This is a genomic window from Streptomyces sp. NPDC045026 (genome assembly GCF_056432625.1).
This window is the reverse complement of record NZ_JBWKIS010000014.1, coordinates 138,805-158,115: the sequence shown is the minus strand read 5'-3', so window position 1 is coordinate 158,115 and position 19,311 is coordinate 138,805. Positions and strand designations below refer to the sequence as shown.

The window sequence follows — 19,311 nt, the reverse complement described above, 5'->3', positions numbered from 1 at the left end:
GTAACGGCACCAATAGGCAGCAGCCCCGTAACGACGCCAAGAACAGGCGCCAACCCCGCAAGGGGATTCGCAGGCGGGCTGGCGTCGGCAGGGGCGGCGTGAGCGGGGGCAGCTACCACGATGGAGGCTGCCGCAACGGCCAGGACAGCGAGTGTGCGCTTAGCAGTGGTCATGGCCTGCCAACGGCTTTGAGTGCTTGCGGTAACGGCTCGCTCCTCCAATGGCTGTCGCCTCAAGTGGTCAAGGCCCTTTGAGCGCTGTAGTTGGCCAGAGGGGCCATCTACAGCGCTCAGTCACAGCTGCACGTGTGACTGAGCGTCGTAGTTGGCCCGTCTGGCCAAGTAGGCGCTCAGATCCGTGCCCGCAGGTCAGCCGCCGTGGAGACCCTACTCGTCGAGGCCGGCATAGACGTGAGCTTCAAGGCGTTGCGGGGCGTCAAGGCCCACGGCCTCGCCTCGGTACAGGGCGATGAGCGAGTCCTTGCCCCGCCACCAGGCGTCGGTCACACCCTGCACTTCAGGCACCGGCTCGTAGCCGCCGAGGTCCAATGCCTCTGCGGCTTTGCCCGTGATCTGTGTGATGGTCTTGGCCCAGCGACGGGCATGGGCGGCGAGCGCCAAGGACTCCACCCATCCGTCTGTGCTCGCATGCAGGGGCGTCCAGCGGTAGGCGTCGATCCCGAACGCCCCATCGGGGCCGATCATGAATCCGTAGGCCATGGACACCCGGCAGTCCCCCGCCGGGAAAGACCAGCCCTCTGCGGCAGACCCTTCGAGGCAGTCGGCGTCCAGGATGCGCGGGCCGCCCTCATAGAACGGGGCCGGCGGGAGGGCGAGGCCGCCCCAGCGGTCCTGGAAGGCTGCGGCCCGGTCGATCTCCGCAGCGGGGATCCCATGCCCGATCCACGCGTCGCGGTGTCGCCGGATGTTCTGTCGGCGGAGACGAATGCCGTCTACCTCGACGAATTTCTGGGCTCTGCGGCTCAGGCCGACGGGCCCGACCGGGATTGGCGCTGCAGAGTCGTCAGCCGTCACTGCTGCTCGCCGTCGCTGGCGTGGAGCACGGACGCCGCGATCTCCCGCACGCGGTAAAGGGTGATCCCCGTGCGCTGTTCGACGGCGAGGGGATGGTCGGTGGGCTCGAGCTCGACGAAGGGGCGCTCACCGACCGGGCGGGTGTGGACGTGCGTCTTCAGGTTGAGGGTCGCGGTCGGATAGACCGGCAGGTCGGTGGTGAGCCAGCCGAAGGAGGGCTTCTCGGCCTCGCGGCCGGGGTGTCCCACAGATCTGCGGTCCGGGAGAAGTTCTCACGGCTCAGTGAGACCCAGACGCCCCAGGAGAACACCTCGTCGCTGTCGATGACCGGTATCTCGATCAGGCCCTTGACGAAGTAGTGCTGCCCGCGGACCACGCACTGGTCCGAGGAGAGCAGGCAGTCATCGGCGTCGGCGAAGGCCGGATCCCACACGGCCGGGGCCTCGGCCGTGTAGTTCATCGGCAGCTCGGGGTGGTGGGCCCCACAGCATGTGCAGGTGAATCCGATATCGCTGGTCATGGCGCTGAAGCCTAGTGACGGGCTCCGGAACCATTCGCGGGCGGTTCCCCTCCCGGCCCCCTGCCTTGGGAGCCAGCTATCGCGCTCAGGGGCCGATTGGCGTACTCGAGAGCTGTCCTGTCTCAGATAAGTGTGGGCAGGGCGAGTCTCTGACCTGCAGTGCCCAGAGTTGCCTGAGACGCGGTGCCACGCGCTTTCTCAGAAAACTGTGGGCACCGCAGTGTGCGTCGCTCCCCATCACCACACGAACGCGCTGGGGGCAGTGCGCAAAAGGCTGGGGACGCTCTGGCTGAGGAAAGCTGTCAGCTCTCGTACGATCCCGCTTCAGGTGGGGCGACGAGGGGGGTGCGGCCAGTGCGCCGCTTTGTGATTGCTGTGCTCAGCGCAGTCCTGGCGATGACGGTCGGTGGTTGTGCGGCGGACACGGGCACGCGTCCGCCGGCCCGTCAGAGCCGGATCCCCGGCTCCGGGCCATGGCGGCCGGTGGGCCACACCGGCAACCCCGGGAACCTGTACGGCGTGGTGGCTACCGGCGCGCAAGACGCATGGGCGGTGGGAGACGAGAACAACGAGCCGGTTGTCATGCGGTGGCGCGGCGGGACGTGGACGGGCGTCGAGGTACCCGGGCAGCTCGGCCTAAATAGCCTGCGCGTCGTCGCAGCCTCGGGGCCGGGTGGCGTGTGGGTCTTCGGTGCCGCGGGGCTGACCGGCGGCCAGGAGTCCCGAGCGGCGCGGTGGAACGGCAGCCAGTGGACACCCGCCTGGCGTGAGCCCAACTCCTTGGTGGATGCGGCAACCGTCGCGGGGCCCGGCGACGTGTGGGTGGCGGCTCGGCGGCGGGGCGGTGACGGCACCTGTCGTTCGTTCCTCCGGCACCATACGGCTGCGGGCTGGTCGGCCGTCGCCCTGCCGTCGGTGGTGTGCGTGCATGCCATGCATGCCCTGTCGCCTCGGGATGTCTGGGCCGTGGGCGAGGGCCGGGGCCGACCGGTAACTCTGCACTGGGACGGGCGGAGGTGGCGCACGGTGCCGCTGCCGCCCGCGGTCGCGGGGCTAACCGGAGAGCTGCGCGGTCTCGCCGCACAGTCGCCGACGCAGCTCTGGGCGGTCGGCCGCACGGGTCGTATGGGGGACGTCGTCGGGCCTGTCGCGGTGCGCTGGGACGGGCACAGGTGGGTGAGTGTGGTCGGCTCCGGCGTCGCCGGGAAGTTCGTCAATGCCGCCGCCGACGGGCATGGCGGGGTCTTTGTCTCCGCATTCTCCGCGAGCGGAGACGATCTGGTCTTCCACTACGACGGCCAGAACTGGTCGAGCGAACATGTCGCCTCCGACCACTCAATCACCGGCCTTGCTGTCATCCCCGGCACGTCCCAGGTCGTTGCCGTGGGCGTCTGCTGCGAAGGGTACGACGAGGACACCAGTGGCAAGATCTGGATGCGCCGCTGACGATCCACGGCTGGTCACCACCCGACTCGGATGCATCAACGGATCACCAAAGGTCTGCGTCTGGGCAGCCCGCCTCATTCGTTGCCCATCCCTGGCTTCCCTGCCGCACACGCCCCGGAGCGGACCATCCCGCCGCTGACTCCGGGCAACGATCTCCATCAAAAAGGGCAGTGATCTCCCAGGTCGGGATGCCCAGAGAAGACTGAGACACCGCGTCCTTTGCTCAGACTTTCGCGAGACGTGGCCCCAGTTGCCCAGAGAACTCCGAGACTGCCCACACTTCGCTGAGACAGGACAAGAGCCAACTAGAGCTGTCCTGTCTCAGAGAACTGTGGGCACGGCGAGCCTGTGACCTGCAGTGCCCACACTTCTGTGAGACGCCAGACGGTGCGTTGTCCCGCAGAAGTGTGGGCAAGTCACCATGCGCAGCCCGGGCGAGCGAAGTGCTGGCGCGCCGTGGCGAGCTCAAGCATCGGGCGTCAGGGGTGCCGTCATGTCTCGGCGCCGCCCCAACTGTCGAGCGTGATTCTGACCTGGCAATTGTGATCTGCGTGCCCGACCACTCGCCCGCTGATCACGCGGCCCAATGGAGGCGGGACAGTTCCCACCGGGGTACCTAGGACCTCCGCCAAACCCACAGCGTCGGGGAAGCCGTCGATCAGAACAAAGACACCGAAGGGCTGCCGCCCAATGATCCTGCCGGTTATGGCCGTACCGGTTGCCAACGCCGCCACAGTGACCGGCCACGCACGCTGAACGTTCTCAAGCGTCGGATCATCTCCGCTGCCCGGCCACACCCACCCCGTCATGATCCGAATCATCTCTGCAGCCAGCCCTTGATTGCTCAGCCTTTCCTGAGACTGCCCAGACTTCGCTGAGACAGGACACCAGCCGCTGGAGGCCTCCGGGGAGCGGTCGTCCACGAGTGTCCTGTCCCAGATAATTGTGGGCACACCCAGGTCTGTGACCTGCAGTGCGCACAGTTGCGCGGGACGTCAGGTGGAGCGACGTCTCGAAGAACTGTGGGCAAGTCACCGTGCGCAGCCCCGGCGGGACCAGCGTCAGGAGAACCAGACGATGAGCCTCACGTTGGCCGCGCCATGCAGGTCGCTCAGCGTGCGCATCACGCTCCACGCGGGCCCCCAGTGCGAAGCATCACCGGCCGCCTGCTCCCGGGTCCGCTTCCCGGAGATGTCAGTCCCCTGCCAGTCGGCAGCAAGCAGCTCTCCCCAGGTGATCCACGTAGTGCCATGCACGTCGCTGAGCCCCCAGGAAGCGTGCTCGCGGGCTACGGCCTCGGAGGCATCCACGGGCAGCCCCCGGTCCGCGGCTAGCGGCTGAAAGCCGTAGGTGTTGCGAATACCGAAGAGGCAGGCCAGCGCGTCGTACGCGTTGCCGATGTTCAGCAGCCACAGCTCCATGGCGGCATGCCAATCAGAGTCCTCGTCATCAGGGCCCCAAAGTCGGGCACCGGGACGGCACTCGACCATCCCTTCGATCTCGGTCGCCATGTTGAGATCCTGCCTTCTCCGCGGGCAGGGAGCACCCACCTTTTCTGACGCACCGTGATGCAGATCTTGCCTGGCTCGCCACCGGTTGGTTGCCCTGCAGCCGGCTCGCCGGAGGGGCTGTCCCGGCCTCCAGGCCCGGGGCTCCTTCGACGAATCCATCGCCTTCCCGTCACTCCAGGCAAAGTGACAGCAGGTGCCCCTGGGACTGCCTACCAGCGCAACGTGACACTGCCGTCGGCGTTGATCTCCTCGCGCACCGTCTCGACGTGATGCTTCCAGGCAGGTACCTCTGCTTCGGCAGTCGCGCGGAGCCAGTCGATGAAGGACGCGTAACTGCGGAGGGGAACGTCTGCGTGCTCGCCCTCGGAGTATGACCAGACCTCGGGATCAGGTCCGGTGCCTCGCATGAACTCGAACTGGTAGCCCTGATGCATGGAGAAGACGCGGTCGGTGGGCTCGAAGTGGAAGGTCGATTCGTTCTCTTCGAGGAGTTCGCGGGCAGCCGTCCCCAGGCCAAGGACGCGAGGGTGATAGACGTCCTCCCCCTGCATGAAGCGCCCGGCGCCACCGCCGATCAAAGAAAGGAACTCTCGGTAGGCATCTGCCATCGGAGCCTGTTGATCACGCTCGACAGCCAGGACGACCTCGGCCGGCAGTCCCTGAAGCTGCTCGGGCCGGGCTGTGGTGCCGTCGGTGATGGCGTCGACCACAGCCCGGACTCGCTGCTTCGGCGTCAGCAGGCCAGGCTCATTCGATGATGCTGGCCACTGCTCTGTCGACAATCGAATCGTTGGGCTCTCGTCTTGACGTCGCTTCCACCACATCTGGCACCCCCACCCTCTCTGCGATCGAGAGCTTACGTGGGCTCCGATCCGGCCCCGATTCCGAGAACGGCACTGGTGTGGTCGCAACGCCATGGCACCACAAGCACCTCGGCGGGGGCGATGTGGACTGCCGCTCGGATCGAAGGTGGTGGTGAAGCGTGGTCTCTCGGCGCAGTGCGGTCCGCTGGAAGCCGCCTCTGCAACGAAGGCTCGGCGGCCGCTGCGAACTGTGCCTCACGGGGAACAGGCGGAGCCAGTCAGCTCCAGAACGCGGTCGGTGTCCTTCGAAACCACATGCCCATCGCAGGTCGCTGACCAGTACCAGCCGCACCAGTTGCCCTGCCCACGGAAAGCAGGAAACCGACGTGCGGGCTGCACCCCCTCGAACGCAACCGACCACAGGCTCTGGAGAGCACCGCTCTCACGCACACCGACCGAGCTGACGTACTCCAGCTCGATCTCCTGTACCGCTACACCTGTCGCGTCCATCGGAGCCTCTCGGGAACCCATCCGCTCGTCATGACGACCGTAGGAGGACCGGTGACAGGTGCCCAGAGAAGATTGAGACACCGCCTCCCTTGCCCAGACTTCCGTGAGACGCGCGCCCTGTTACCCAGAGAACTTTGAGACTGCCCAGACTTCGCTGAGACAGGACAAGAGCGCTATGTCACATCGATCAACGTCTCAGGAAACGCGGGACCCAGGACTCGCCCTGTTCGATTTTTGTTCGATATATTGGAGACAGAACAAGCCATGCGGCTTGAATGGGGCTCGTGTGATCGGAGGTGGCAAGCGTGAAGACCTCCGGGTTCTCTCACCTGCACGTCGTCTCCGGATACTCGGCCCGCTACGGCGGCTCGCTCCCCCACGACCTGGTCCGCCGGGCCGCCGAGCGCGGCCTCACCACGCTCGCGCTGACCGACCGCGACACAGTCGCAGGGACGGTGCGCTTCGCCAAGGCCGCGGCCGCCGCTGGCGTGCGCCCGGTCTTCGGCGTGGACCTCGCCGTTGCTCCCGCCGCCGATCCCGATCCCCCGGTCGGCCGGCGCCGTACGCCGGTGCGTGGCGGCGCTCATGTACTCGAGGCGCGGTGGCGTGTGACGCTGCTGGCGCAGGACGTGGGCGGGTGGGCCAGGCTGTGCCGGATCGTGTCGGCCGCGCACGCCGCACCCGTAGACGGGGTGCCGGTGGCGGCCTGGCCCGTGCTGCAGGAGCACCTCGGTGAAGGCCTGGTGGTGCTGCTCGGTCCTTCGTCCGAACCGGCGGCCGCGCTGATGTCCGGCCGGCCGGATCTGGCGGAGCAGCTGCTCGCGCCGTGGCAGGCGATCGCCCGGGAGGGCCTGCGGCTGGAGGCCGTTTACCTGGGCCGATCGGGGACCGGGGCGGGGTCGCTGCGGCTGGCGGCGCGGACCGTGCAGCTCGGGGACGAGCTCGGTGTTCCGGTGGTGGTCTCCAACTCGGTCCGGTACGCCGATCCGGCACAGCACCGCGTTGCGGACGTGCTGGATGCTGCCCGGCTTCTGCGGCCGATCGACCGGCGTCACGTCGACAGCGGCGAGCGGTGGCTCAAGGGGGGCGGCGAGATGGCGGCGGTCGCCGCGAGGATCGCCGAGGCCGCGGGCCGCGGGCCCGAGCGGGCGGCAGCGCTGCTCGCCGAGACCGAGGGCACGGCCGCCTCCTGCACTTTGACCGCGCAGGATTTGGGGATGGGGCGGCCGCACTTTCCCGAGCCGCACGTGGTGGGCGCCGACCGGGTTCGGGGCGGCGCGATGCGGCTGCTGCGCCAGCGCTGCGAGGCAGGCATGGCCGCCCGCGGCCTCGATTCCGATGCGGCTGCCGTGAGGCAGCTGGAGTATGAACTCAACGTCATCGGCCGGCTCGGTTTCGAGGGCTACTTCCTTGCAGTCGCCCAGGTCGTCGCGGACGTGCGGGCGATGGGTATCCGGGTTGCCGCGCGCGGCTCCGGCGCCGGCTCCATGGCCAATCACAGCCTTTTCGTGGCGACGGCGAATCCGCTGACCCACCGCCTGCTCTTCGAGCGGTTCCTCTCCGAGCGGCGGACGTCGCTGCCGGACATCGACCTCGACGTGGAGTCCGCCCGCCGCCTCGAGGTCTACGACAAGATCTTCGAGCGGTTTGGGCACGATCGGGTCGCGGTCACCGGCATGCCCGAGACCTACCGCGCCCGGCACGCCCTGCGTGATACCGGGCTCGCCCTGGGGATCGCACCGCAGACCGTCGACATGATCGCCAAGTCGTTTCCGCACATCCGGGCCTGTGACATCCGCTCCGCGCTCGCCGAGCTGCCCGAGCTGCGCCAGCTCGCGGCCCGCGCTGATGAGTTCGGACCGTTGTGGGAGCTGGCCGAGGGGCTGGACGCGCTCGTGCGCGGCTACGCCATGCACCCGTGCGGAGTGATCATCTCGAATGCGTCCCTGCTGGACCGGCTGCCGGTGCAGCCCACCCCGGGCGGCGACTACTCGATGCTGCAAGCTGACAAGGAGGATGTCGAGGACCTGGGGCTCCTCAAGCTCGATGTGCTCGGGGTGCGGATGCAGTCCGCGATGGCGCACGCCGTCCACGAGATCCGACGCACCACCGGCAGACTCCTCGACCTCGACAACCCCGACCACGTCCCCCTCGACGACGCAGCGACGTTCGAGATGATCCGCCGCAGCGACACCCTGGGCTGCTTCCAGATCGAGTCGCCGGGCCAGATGGACCTGATCGGGCGTCTGCAGCCGCGGCACATGCAGGACGTCATCGCCGACATCAGCCTCTTCCGGCCCGGACCGGTCAAGGGCGGCATGCCCGCGCGGTTCATCGCCGCCCGGCACGGCGCCGCACCGCACTACCCCCACCCCGACCTCGAACCGATCCTCAACGACACGATGGGCGTCGTCATCTGGCACGAGCAGATCATCGCGATCATCGCCCGGCTGACTGGTTGCGACCGTGCCGCCGGCGACGTCGCTCGCCGCGCACTCGCCGACCCCGAGCGCCTGCCCGGCGTGGAGACGTGGTTCAAGAAGGCTGCCGTCGAGCGAGGCTATGGCGACGCAGTCGTCGGCGAAGTGTGGGACGTAGTCAAGGAGTTCGGGGCCTACGGGTTCTGCCGGGCGCATGCCGTCGCGTTCGCGGTGCCGGCGGTGCAGTCCGCCTGGCTCAAGGCTCACCATCCGGCTGCTCTGTACGCGGGGCTGCTGGAGCACGACCCGGGAATGTGGCCGATGCGGGTGATCGTCGCCGATGCCCGCCGCCACGGCGTGCCCGTCCTCGCCGTCGATGTGAGCCGCTCCCAGGAAGCACACCGGGTCGAGGCAACGGACCGGGGGTGGGGGGTGCGGCTCGCGCTGTCCACGGTGAAGGGGATGGGCGAGGCCGAGGCCGCCCGGATCGCCGCCCACCAGCCCTACACGTCCCTGCAGGACTTCTGGCAGCGGGCCAGACCCTCGCTTCCGATCGCTGAGCGGCTCATCCAGATCGGCGCCCTGGACCAGGTCAAGGGCACGCTGACGCGGCGGGACCTGCTGCTCCAGGCCAGCGAGCTTCACCGGCATGCCCGCAACCGAACCGCTGCTGATGGGCAGCTCGCGCTCGGCGGCGACCTGGTGAGCGCGGAGCCGAGCGGCCTGAAGGAAATGTCGAGCCGGGAGCGCATGAGCGCCGAGCTCGAGGTCCTGTCGATCGACGTCTCCCAGCACCTGATGGAGCACCACCACCGGCTGCTGCGCGAGCTCGGCGCCACCGACGCCGCCCACCTCCAGCGCATGATCCCGGGCCAGAAGGTCCTCGTCGCCGGCGTGCGCGCCTCTACTCAGACCCCGCCCATCCCGTCCGGGAAACGGATCATCTTCGTGACGCTGGAGGACGGGGCCGGGCTCGTCGACCTTGCCTTCTTCGAAGACACCCACGCCGACTGCGCGCACACGATCTTCCACTCGGGGCTGCTCCTGGTCCGCGGCTCCGTGGAGGCCCGCGGCCCTCGCCGCACCGTGGTCGGCGAGATGGCGTGGGACCTCGAAACAGTCGCGGCCGCGCGCCGTGATCGCGGCCCGCAGGCCGCGCTCGACCTCCTCGGCCGTACCACGCCGGCAGCGACGCCGGCCCAGCCGGACGCCTCCCCCGCTCCCGCGGCCGCACGGACTCTCTCCGACGGAACTGCAGGCTCGGAACTGCACCCTTGGGCCGATCTCCAGCCCGCCGGGAGCCGATCGGCAGACCTGCGCCGTCTGGGCCACCGGTCCCCCGGGTCGGCAGGATGAGCACGGTGCCGGCGCCTAAGGCCCTGCGCGAGGGGGAGCGGGCATCAGCACGCCGCGGCCGCCGCCAGGTCCTGCGCGTCCATTTCCATCTCGTCCAGTTCCAGGACCCGGACCTGCTGTTCGAGCAACTCCTCGTGCTTGTCGAAGACATCACGCCGGTACATCAGCCCTACCCTCAAGATCACAGCGTCGACCTGGACATCACCGGCGCGCTGAGGCTGTTCGACCGCTCACCCCACGAACTGGCCCAGCTCCTGCAGCTGCGGGCGATCGCGCTGTTCGGCGTGCGCGCCACCGTGGGCGGCGGCCTCTCCCCGCTCATCGCCGCCATGGCCACAGCCGCCACCCCGTTCGGTCACATCACCGTCATCGCCGACGACGACGCATCAGCGTCCGCGTTCCTGCGGCCGCGACCTCTCGCCGCGCTCCCCGGCATCGGACCCGCGACCGCCAAAACCCTCAACCGGTACGGGATCACCACCATCGGCCAACTCGCCGACACTCCTACCGGCCCGCTCATTCGGCTGCTCGGCGCGCACGCCGCCCGAGAGCTGCACGCCCGCGCCCACGGCCTGGACGACCGGCCCGTACAACGCAGCGCCCTGGTCCGCTCCACCAGCACCAGCCACACCTTCGAGGCCGACGAACTAGATCCGGTCGCCCACCGCCGGGAGCTGCTCGCCCTGGCCGACGAACTCGGCGCCCGCCTGCGCACAACAGGCGAGGTCTGCCGGGGACTGACGCTCACCGTGCGCTACGCCGACCGCACCCGCACCATCCGCAGCCGCACGCTGCCCGAACCCACCCACCACACCCCAGCCCTATCCACCCTCGCCTACGACCTCTACACCAGGCTCGGACTCGAGCGGGCCCGCGTTCGCCAACTCTCCTTGCGTGCCGACCAGCTTGGGCCCGCAGACGGTGCGCACCATCAACTCCTGTTTGACGACGGCGATGACAAGGCCCGCCGACTGGAGGCCGCCTCCGATACAGCTCGCGCCCGGTTCGGCCCCCACGTCATCCAGGCCGCCGCCACTGCAGTTCGACGATCCTCACCCCCGGCTTGAGCAGCCGCGAAGCGTACTCACAGCATGAGGGTGAGCCGTCACCGTGAAATGCCCAGCTGTTCCGGACCGGCTTCAGAGCGCCATATGGGTTGCGTCTCCCTCCCCTGGCTGGCGCACAGCCGTAAGCAGGAGGCCTACCCCGAAGCCGTCGAGGCGGTGCACGGCCCCTCTGATTCGCTGGATCGTCAGGCGAGAGCCTGGCCGAGGAGGTCTCGGGGGCGGCCGCCTAGGGCCTGGTGGAGGACTTCGGCCCTGGACCGGATCAGGCCGTCGCGGTAGGGGCCTGGGAGACGTTCGAAGATGGCCGCCGCCATCTCGGCCGCCGTTGAGGGGTCGCCGTCGAGACGCAGGCAGGCGGCGGTGTCCATCGCGATCGGGGCCCGGGTCATCACCGAGGGGGAATCGGTGAGGCGAGCGCTTTGTCCTGGGCCGAGTAGGACGCGTGGCTCGTGAGGCTGGAATCGGCCAGCCGCTGTGCGGATGCAGTGCTTGCTCGTGCGACGCCTTACTCACGGCGGGGGTGTCTCCTGAATCATGCCGACGCCGTAGGTTGGCCACCATGCACCGCTCCTCATCCGACTTGGTCCAGAAGACCCCTAACCCACGGTTACGAGCGGGAGCCGATCCACAAAGCCCTGGGCTCGAAAAGCGTCCGCGATCGAGGCGAACGTGAATCGCCTCTCCTCGACGTCGGTTGTGAAGGTGGTCAGGATGATTTCCTCGATGCTGCTCCACGTGAAGCACTCGTGGATTCGGCGAGCCACCGTCGCTGGATTTCCAGTGAAGTTGGCGGGCAGGTAACCAGCCGCGACGAGGCGGTTGTCACGGGTCGACGCTGCGGCATCCGACTCGGCGACCGTCACGCTCACGGCGAGTGCTGTGGCGCTCGAACCACCTGCAGGAGATCGTCCGTGGTTCTCGAACAGCCGATGCGCGTCTTCAGGCGTTTTCGTGAAGGCGGCTACGGCGCAGGGCAGTTCCAGCCGGTCGGCGAGTGACACAGCCGACGGTCCCGAGCCCAACAACCAGATCGGTGGCGCGGGAACGCCATCGGGCCGGGCGACGACCGGGCCAGTTCGACTCCGCCCACCCTGGATCGGCGGTGCCAGAATCTCAGCCAGATCGTGGACCTTACGATCGAAGACGTGCGGCTCAAGTTCCCACGCGTTGCCGTACACGAGAGCCTCTGCCACCGCGGATTCCGTGACGCCTGGCCCCTTGGCCACGCCAAGATCGATGCGGCCCGGGAACATCGCTTCTAGAGCCAGAAACGTCTCGGCGACCTTCAGTGGGCTGTAGTACCTCAGCAGCACACCTCCAGACCCGACGCGGATGGTCGACGTCCGGGCCGCGACAATGGCGGTCATGATTTCCGGACAGGAGTGAGCGGCACCGCGAACGTGATGTTCCGCCACCCAGAATCTTCGGTAGCCAGCCTGCTCGGCGCCCTGGGCGAGCGAGACTATCCCCCTAAGTGATTCCCCGGGCGAACCGCTGGAAATTTTCGACAGCTCGAGAACGCCGAGAGGCAGTGTAGGGAGAGCGGACTCGACTTGCGATGTCATGATGTCCCTTCCCGGAAAAGACCTTCACTCATACGGTCCCGCTTCGCCCAACCCTCCGGAGAGAACAGCGGAAACACCGGCACCTGCGCATACTCAAGTTCCTTGCGTAGCAAGTGGATACCGAGCGCCCCCTTGTACAAGCTGTCTGTCGGCGTCGCAGGCGTGTCGTGCGGGAGCGTGATGCCCTCGGCCATGCGTTCCGCCCGACCACGCCATGTCTCGTCGCCAGTCAGCCGTGCCATTTCGAGCACGGCGAACGTGCGACCGGCTAGCCCGCAGCACAGGGAGGGTTGCAGGTCGGGCGACAGCCACGCTTCATGAGATGCGGCCACGGCGATGTCACCGAAGCCACGCGAGGGGTAGACGCGTGCCGCCAGGGAAAAAAGTAGAGCGTGCCCCGCTGCCCCGTTGCACCAGCCCGCGCCGAACGGTGCCTTGTCCGCGGGGTGCCCGACACGGTCCGGCCAGCGCATCCGCTCGCCGTCGGTCTCGGCGTACCCGGCCAACTGGGCGAGCTGGTCCTCGATGCCCTCGCCAGGAAGGCAGTGCGTGGCTTCCGACCACCGCAACCGGGCATAGAGAGACCCGGCCAGTCCGTGTGCCACACCGAGGGACATGCCGATCGGCCACTCACTGTGTGGGGACCGGGGATCGCGTTCGGCGAGTCGCTCGGCGATGCGGTGACCGGCTTCGACAAGCGGGACCCGTTCGATGAGCCGATCCACGGGCAAAGCCTCGGCGAGGTGCGCCAGTCCGACGAGTACCCCGGCTAGGCCCGAGACCAAGTCGACTCGGTCACTATCGGCTTCGGCCTCGGCAACGACATCGCGCACGGCATCGTTGACCGCTGCGGGATCCCAGCGGGCATGGGCGATGAGAGCACGGACGATGGACGGCCCGAAGGGCCCGTAGTGCAGGGATACCCGGCCCATCGCGTCATCGTCCATGCCGATCGACGGGTTTCGGAACGGCTCTGCCCCTGTGCCGGGCTCCGAGGCCAGCCAGAGGTCGGCGGCGGCCAAGGTCGAGGGATCATCGGATAGTTGAGCCAGCCGCAGGAGGGCATAGGCCACACCAGAGGAACCATGATGGACGGACCTCGCGGGTGGTCGTGGCACACCTTCGGCGGCACTCCGGCTGGATCGGTAGCGCGTCCAGACGTCGCGCGCCAGCAGAGTCGGACATGTCTCGTGCGGGGGCTCGGCTTGCGCCAGCTCATCGGCGAGCATGCGGCAGGAGGTGCGGGCGTCAGGCTCCTTGGCCAGGGCCCCACGCAGCGCCCGCTCAAGCCTCGGCCGGTCATGAACTCCGCATACATGCAGAGGAGTCGGCGTGCCGTGAACAATGGCCTCCAGGAAGGCCCGCCGCTGGAGGGGAAATGCGAGATAGTGGGAGCCGGTCAGTAGGAGATAGCACAAGGCCGCGACCGCGTACGTCTCACCCACCGGGGTGGCAGGCGGCAGTGGCGCCGTCCCGAGCGCTGCGCGTGCGTATTCCGGCTCGAAGAAGTACCCCACGCCCTGGCGCGAAGGTCCCGCGCCTTCTGCGAGGATCCGCGCCAGCCCGAAGTCGACCAGGGTGACACCGCCGCCTGTACTCACAATGACGTTCTTCGGGTGTACGTCCCCGTGGACCACACCTCGCTCGTGCAGTTGTGCGAATGCGTCCGCTACAGCGATGCATAGTTTCACCAGCTGGGCGCTGTCCCCCCGGGCCCTGTTCGCGGCGACGAGACTGTCGTCGCCCGACACCCACTCGACGGCCAGGTAGGGCCACTCTGCATCAGTCCCATCCTCCAGCACGGTGGCGACGGGCAGTCCGTGGAGCTTGGCCAGTACCGACGACTCATGGGAGAGGGCCGCGGCGATCGCAAGGTCGCCGGACCGACGCGCGACTTTGATGGCGGCCTCGCGGCCCGTACCGTCCAGGCCGCGATAGACCTCGCTGTCCTCCAGGGTCTGGATGCGCCCAGTGACAGTCCAGCCTCCCAGCCGATCACCCCGCTCGAGCCGAAACGTCAGTGCAGTATCGGCGTCTCCGGGCACCAGGAGGCCGAGATTCACCAGTCGGCGGATCAGCGGGGTGATCTGGTCGAGGAGTCGTTCGGGATCGATCGCCGTCGCAGTCGCGTGCCGCAACACCGCCCCGGCGAGGGTGGACGGACGTCGAAACTCCGTGATGAACGCGGCTGTGTCCCGGTCGACGAGCAGGGAACGAGCCCGGCCCGTGGGGCGGGTGACCACGTAGTCGTCCGGGCCGCATTCGAGGCTGCGCCGTACGTCTGCTCTGAGCCTGGCCACTGGATGGATCTGCATGTCGCTGGGAAATCGCAGCGTTGGGGTCGTAACGGACGCTGTCACTGGATCCTCGCTCGGTCGGCTCCCGCGGTGTCCAAGGGGGCCCACCTCGCGGCATCGACCCCATCCAGCCACAACCGCCGTAGGACATAGTCAACCGCTGAGCCTGGCCCCCAACTCGCTTCTGCCTGGGCCTGGATCATCGCCTGCGCCATGCGTCCGACGAGCCAGCCGCGCCAACTGCTGGCCCCGCCGTGAGCGTCGGCGCGCTGGGGAGGGTCGACGGCCCAAGAGAGCAGGCCGTCCTGCGTGCAAGCTGCGGTGAACGGTACCCCTTGGGCCGGCAGCCTGGCGGCGGTCCTTCTCAACTCGTCAACGACAGATTCGAGTTGGGATCGAGAGCTGAAGTACGCCACCAGTTTGTCCGGGCGAAGCACGCCGTACAGGTCGTCGGCAACCTTGAATACGGGCACCTCGTGTTCCGTGAAGGCCCCGAGAGCCACCCCCAACGCGTCCCTCAGGTTGTCGGGTCGAGGACTCACATACAGCTTGTATCGGGGGCCGGGCACGAGCCTCGCTGTGGTGCTCCGGTGGCGAAAGATGCGCCACCGGTCGTTGTCGGTTGGCGGCGGAGCACTCACCCAGTCGCGGGCCAACGCGGTCGCCGTCTCAGGGTCGTCCAGCCAGGCGCGCACGGCCGCCGTCGTGGCCAGTCGGCGTGACCACGACGGGCTCGCGGGCCAGCGGTGGTAGCAGTACAGCCGCCGAGCCATGTCACCGACGGTGCGCAGCCGCAAGGAGGCCGTGTGGTCCAGTGCAGCCCGGCTCAGGGATCCGAGCGCACCTGCGGCGTTATCAGCCGACGGAGGCGTCGGCAGGGCGAGGTTTTCCACGGCCTGTGGGCCGGACCGCCACAGATGGCCCACTCGCACTTCGAGGACACCGTCTAGAACCCACGTGGCAAGATCCTTCGTCTCACTGGCGAGCGCCGCACTGCCTTGATCCTCCCCCGCGGCTAGGGCACGCTCCAATAGACGTTGTGCCCTTGCGGACAACCCGTACGTCGGGCCGTCACCGTGCCTGGGCAGCAGGACCGCCGCGGTGCCAGCACCGCCACCTCGTTCGATCACCGATCGTTGATCGGAGCCGAGCGCTTCGAGGGCGACGAGCGCGTATTCCGGGTGCAGCCGAATAGGGTGAGCGAGAAGACTTGGATCGGACGAGGCAACCAAGTCCCTAGCCTTCCTCTCCAGCGTCGACCGATCCGGGGCGCTCGCGACGTACCTCGCGGGCTGCGTCCAAGAGCAGCGCTTCCAGGTATCGGGCATCGACCGCGTTGCCGAGGGCCGGGCTCGCCACCTCCTGGAAGTTATGCGCCGGCAGTTGGCCGACCGAGGCCAGCATCGGCTCCTCATGCTGGCGGATCTGCGCCCTGATGGCGGCGACCTGCGCCCGTGCCATCACGACCGGACGCAGCGCTTCCTCGTAGATCTCGTACGCCTGCTTCCACGCGTCGCCGGTGGTCCCGCAGGAGTCTGTCATCCCGCAGGAGTCCGTCATGCCGCACGAGTCGGTCATGCCACATGAGTCGGTCATCCCGCATGAGTCGGTCATCCCGCACGAATCAGTCATCCCACAGGAGTCAGTCATGCCGCAGCCCGTGGCCCCGCAGGAGTCGGTCATGCCACAGGAGTCAGTCATGCCACATGAGTCGGTCATGCCACATGAGTCGGTCATGCCACATGAGTCGGTCATGCCACATGAGTCGGTCATCCCACACGAGTCGGTCATCCCGCAACCCGTCGGACCGCACGTACCCGTCGCACCGCAGACGCCGGTCTCGCCGCACGCCCCGGTCTCACCGCACGTTCCTGTCGCCCCGCATGTCCCCGTGGCACCGCAGACGCCGGTTTCGCCGCACGTCGTCTCACCGCAACCGGTCGGTCCGCAGGTCCCGGTTTCGCCACAGGTGCCTGTCTCCCCGCATGTACCGGTTGCTCCGCACACGCCGGTGTCACCACACGCACCTGTGGCGCCGCAGACGCCGGTCTCGCCGCACACACTGGTCTGGCCGCAGTCGTCCTGCGTGAGAAAGTGATGTGGGAGCACGGTGATCATGAGATCTCGCACGAGAAATCTCGACATGACGCACCCTTCGCCGCAGCAACCGTCTGCAACGACAATAGGGAAGATCCTTCGCCCGCCTATCCGTACTGGTGCACATCGGTGAAAATGTGCACCCAATTGCAGCAGCGGCCTACAGACACATGGTTGAGCATGTACGTCCGGCGTCCCACTGGGTGATCGATTCCACGAGGTCAGTGATCGTAGGCGGTCAACGAGCCGGCAGGGCCGGGCGGCCGCCCGGCGCTGGGATCACATCGACGCCAAATCTCAGGGCCGCACCCCCGGACCCACGACCCAACCCGCTCCGGCCACTGCCGCCGTCGATCTCATGGCCGCCCTCAAGGCCAGCGCAGAACGCGCGAGAAGGGCTCGCCTCGACCAGGAGACTCCGGCCGATGCACACGGGCCGGATCTCCCCAAGAAACCCGGTCTCTTCACGGGAGGGAACCGGGCCACGGGCCGGCTGGTCGTGCATGGTGCAGGCCATACGCGCCGTCACGCCGGGATACACGCGAGTCTGCCAGGCCTGCTGCAACGTCTGTGGGCGTTCGCCGTGATTCAGCGGTCCGAGTGAAGGAGATCGGCGTGATCCGCTCCGTCAGGAACGGTCATGCTCACCGAGGTCATCGTCCGCAGGATCACGTCGGGTACCCCCACCGACTGGAAGGCGCTGGAATAGCTGCGCGGGCGGCGGGGAGCGTCCTTCATCGATTGGGAGTCGGCCGACTGGGTCCGACGGGTTCCATCCGCACCGCGCGCCAACACGGCCCAGTCGGCGGCCTCTACCCTGTTCCGGCGTCTCGCCCCTCGCCTGGTCGTTCACGGGTGGAGTGGGTTAGCGGCTCGTTCCAGGGCGTATTTGCGGTGGAGGGCAATTAGCCAGGCGGGCGGGGCGTGGAACACCGTGACGAGGTCTCCCACCGTCACCGCGGTGAGTCCGTTCTTCTGCACCGTGGTGACAGCCGTCTGCAGGAGCTTGGCGACCTGCCCGGGCCTCAACGGGGTGGCCGGCGGTTGGTTGAGGACCTTCTGGGCCTTGGGCGAGATGAGCATCTCCGGATGCGGTGCGAGCCGCGGGCCGTGTGCGTCACGCGGCGGCGGAACATCGGACCGTGGCCTGGGGGCGGAGAGATAAGGAGGCGGGCTCCCTGCCGGGGGCGGGGCCGCGTGGGTCTGGCGCGCATGATTAGCGGCGCGTTCCTGCCCGCGCTGCTCGTGGAAGGACTGGAGCCACACCGGTGGGTTGGCGAATACCTTGGCCAGGTCGGCGACAGTGGGGACCACCAGGCCGTTGCCGTCGAGGTTTCCTTCTGCAACCTGGAGGGCCTGGACGACTTGGAGCCGTGTCAGAGGCGTGCTGGCGGGCCAGCTCAGTACCTCACGGGCCTTCTTGTTCGGCAGCAGCGGTGATCGCCACGTGTGCCCATCCCAGACCGCGGTCGCAGGCGGCGAGGGTGCGTCGCCGGTGGAGGGGCTTGGCACGTGCGTTGGTGCTGGCGCCGCCGGTTCAACCGTTGCAGGAGGTGTGGGCAACGGCGGCTCGGTGCGGCGGAGTTGCTCGGCGTGGGCGACGAGTTTGGCGACGGCTTCGGCTGGCATGTGGGCCCAGCGGGGCTGCGGTCGGTGGTTGGGACGAGCTCGGATGCCCTCGTATCGCAGAGGAACGCGCCACCCCTGGCGGCCCGCCATGTCGGCTGTGGCCCGAGCGGCCGGTTCACTGACGCCGCCCACGGTGAGCAGGACGTCCAGCAGACGGTTCTGCGGGGTGTCGTCGACAGCCTCGCACAACTGGCAGATACGCCAGACTTTGCCGCGGATATCGAGTTCGGTGGAGCCGGGAGGAGCCTGACCGCAGCAGTACGCACATCCCCAGGAGTCGTTGCTGCCGACCGTGGGGCGCACGACGCGGGGCATCGACGCCACCGGCGGCAGGTCGGTCAGCACCCCCTTGAGCGCGGCCAGTTCGTCAGGCAACTGCTGGAGCGAGGGCGCAGGATCCGGGGGCGGCACGGTCGCCGCCTTGACCATGGGGTTGACCGGGGGAAGCCCGACCTTGATACGCAGCGCGTCCAAGCGGGACGCATCGGCGACCGGATAGTCGTCGATCGTTCCGTAGAGCTGGGGACGCTGCTCGGCGTGACACAGCCGGTCGGTCGCCTCCGCCAGATAGACGCCCGAGAGGCGCTTACTCTCGACGGCGTGCGTCAGCAGCGGCAGCAAGCCACGGATCTGCGAGCCTTGGCAGACGGCCAGGATGGACATGGCCCCGTTCACGCCATTGGTGCCGACGCGCTCCTCGCAAGGCCAGGCCTGCAACACGCCGCACGCCTCGACCAAGGCCGAGTAGGCGCGGTGCCGGGCCATGGCTGCCATACGGATGCGGGTGAGCTTTTCGGCGGGCCCGGCCTCCCGGACCCGCCGCTCCGTGTCGTCGACCAGACCAGCCTGATGGACCAGGTGGGAGGCGAGCTCGCTGTGCAGCATGGGCGCATCATTGCGGATCTTGATCCCGCGCCCGGTCCCGCTTCACCGCAACGGCCGAGCCCTTCGCCCGGCTTGGACCGACGAGGGTGATCCGGCATATCACCTGCTCACACCCGGAGTTGAAGGCCTTGCAGACAACACGCTCCGTCTGCACCAGGCTGTCGTGCCTGC

The 19,311-nt window shown here is 68.1% G+C and carries 11 protein-coding genes and 1 pseudogene; 3 read left to right on the top strand and 9 right to left on the bottom strand.

Annotation, left to right across the window (positions count from 1 at the left end; translation table 11 throughout):
* Positions 1 to 386 precede the first annotated feature (386 nt).
* Together AC07EJ_RS27600 and AC07EJ_RS27595 are read right to left on the bottom strand one after the other, a co-directional pair.
* Positions 387 to 1,034, bottom strand: a complete 648-nt coding sequence (locus tag AC07EJ_RS27600; RefSeq protein ID WP_478885211.1) for a hypothetical protein — start codon at positions 1,032 to 1,034, stop codon at positions 387 to 389.
* Positions 1,031 to 1,494 (bottom strand): annotated as a pseudogene (locus AC07EJ_RS27595) (DUF2199 domain-containing protein). The gene AC07EJ_RS27600 and the pseudogene AC07EJ_RS27595 overlap by 4 nt, the downstream one beginning before the upstream one ends.
* 612 nt (positions 1,495 to 2,106) lie before the next feature.
* On the opposite strand from AC07EJ_RS27595, the gene AC07EJ_RS27590 reads away from it, so the two are divergent.
* Complete coding sequence (locus AC07EJ_RS27590) at positions 2,107 to 3,000, top strand: hypothetical protein (RefSeq protein WP_478885210.1); 894 nt, start codon at positions 2,107 to 2,109, stop codon at positions 2,998 to 3,000.
* 1,061 nt (positions 3,001 to 4,061) lie between these two features.
* On the opposite strand, the gene AC07EJ_RS27585 is transcribed toward AC07EJ_RS27590, so the two are convergent.
* Positions 4,062 to 4,511 carry a hypothetical protein gene (locus tag AC07EJ_RS27585; RefSeq protein ID WP_478885209.1) on the bottom strand — a complete coding sequence of 150 codons (450 nt, stop codon included), beginning with the start codon at positions 4,509 to 4,511 and terminating at the stop codon, positions 4,062 to 4,064.
* A gap of 209 nt (positions 4,512 to 4,720) precedes the next feature.
* Complete coding sequence (locus AC07EJ_RS27580; protein WP_478885208.1) at positions 4,721 to 5,221, bottom strand: SMI1/KNR4 family protein; 501 nt, start codon at positions 5,219 to 5,221, stop codon at positions 4,721 to 4,723.
* A 908-nt stretch (positions 5,222 to 6,129) separates the two neighbouring features.
* On the opposite strand from AC07EJ_RS27580, the gene AC07EJ_RS27575 reads away from it, so the two are divergent.
* Entirely contained in the window at positions 6,130 to 9,600 is a 3,471-nt protein-coding gene (locus AC07EJ_RS27575; protein ID WP_478885207.1) for a DNA polymerase III subunit alpha, read from the top strand.
* Complete coding sequence (locus AC07EJ_RS27570; protein WP_478885206.1) at positions 9,597 to 10,667, top strand: DNA polymerase Y family protein; 1,071 nt, start codon at positions 9,597 to 9,599, stop codon at positions 10,665 to 10,667. The genes AC07EJ_RS27575 and AC07EJ_RS27570 overlap by 4 nt, the downstream gene beginning before the upstream one ends.
* 185 nt (positions 10,668 to 10,852) lie before the next feature.
* On the opposite strand, the gene AC07EJ_RS27565 is transcribed toward AC07EJ_RS27570, so the two are convergent.
* The 5 genes from AC07EJ_RS27565 to AC07EJ_RS27545 all read right to left on the bottom strand — a co-directional run bounded on the left by AC07EJ_RS27565 (position 10,853) and on the right by AC07EJ_RS27545 (position 19,140).
* The gene (locus AC07EJ_RS27565) at positions 10,853 to 11,056 is read right to left on the bottom strand and encodes a hypothetical protein (protein WP_478885205.1); all 204 of its coding nucleotides are present in this window, start codon (positions 11,054 to 11,056) and stop codon (positions 10,853 to 10,855) included.
* Between the two features lie 207 nt (positions 11,057 to 11,263).
* A complete protein-coding gene (locus AC07EJ_RS27560) occupies positions 11,264 to 12,232 on the bottom strand; it encodes an MsnO8 family LLM class oxidoreductase (RefSeq protein WP_478885204.1) in 969 nt (322 codons plus the stop codon).
* Positions 12,229 to 14,547 (bottom strand): lanthionine synthetase LanC family protein, encoded by a 2,319-nt coding sequence (locus AC07EJ_RS27555; protein ID WP_478885203.1) that lies wholly within the window; start codon positions 14,545 to 14,547, stop codon positions 12,229 to 12,231. Before AC07EJ_RS27555 ends, AC07EJ_RS27560 begins: the two co-directional genes overlap by 4 nt.
* Before the next feature lie 1,218 nt (positions 14,548 to 15,765).
* Entirely contained in the window at positions 15,766 to 16,107 is a 342-nt protein-coding gene (locus AC07EJ_RS27550) for a hypothetical protein (RefSeq protein ID WP_478885202.1), read from the bottom strand.
* Between the two features lie 1,368 nt (positions 16,108 to 17,475).
* Positions 17,476 to 19,140, bottom strand: coding sequence for a hypothetical protein (locus tag AC07EJ_RS27545; RefSeq protein WP_478885201.1), 1,665 nt, complete (start codon positions 19,138 to 19,140; stop codon positions 17,476 to 17,478).
* Positions 19,141 to 19,311: the final 171 nt, after the last annotated feature.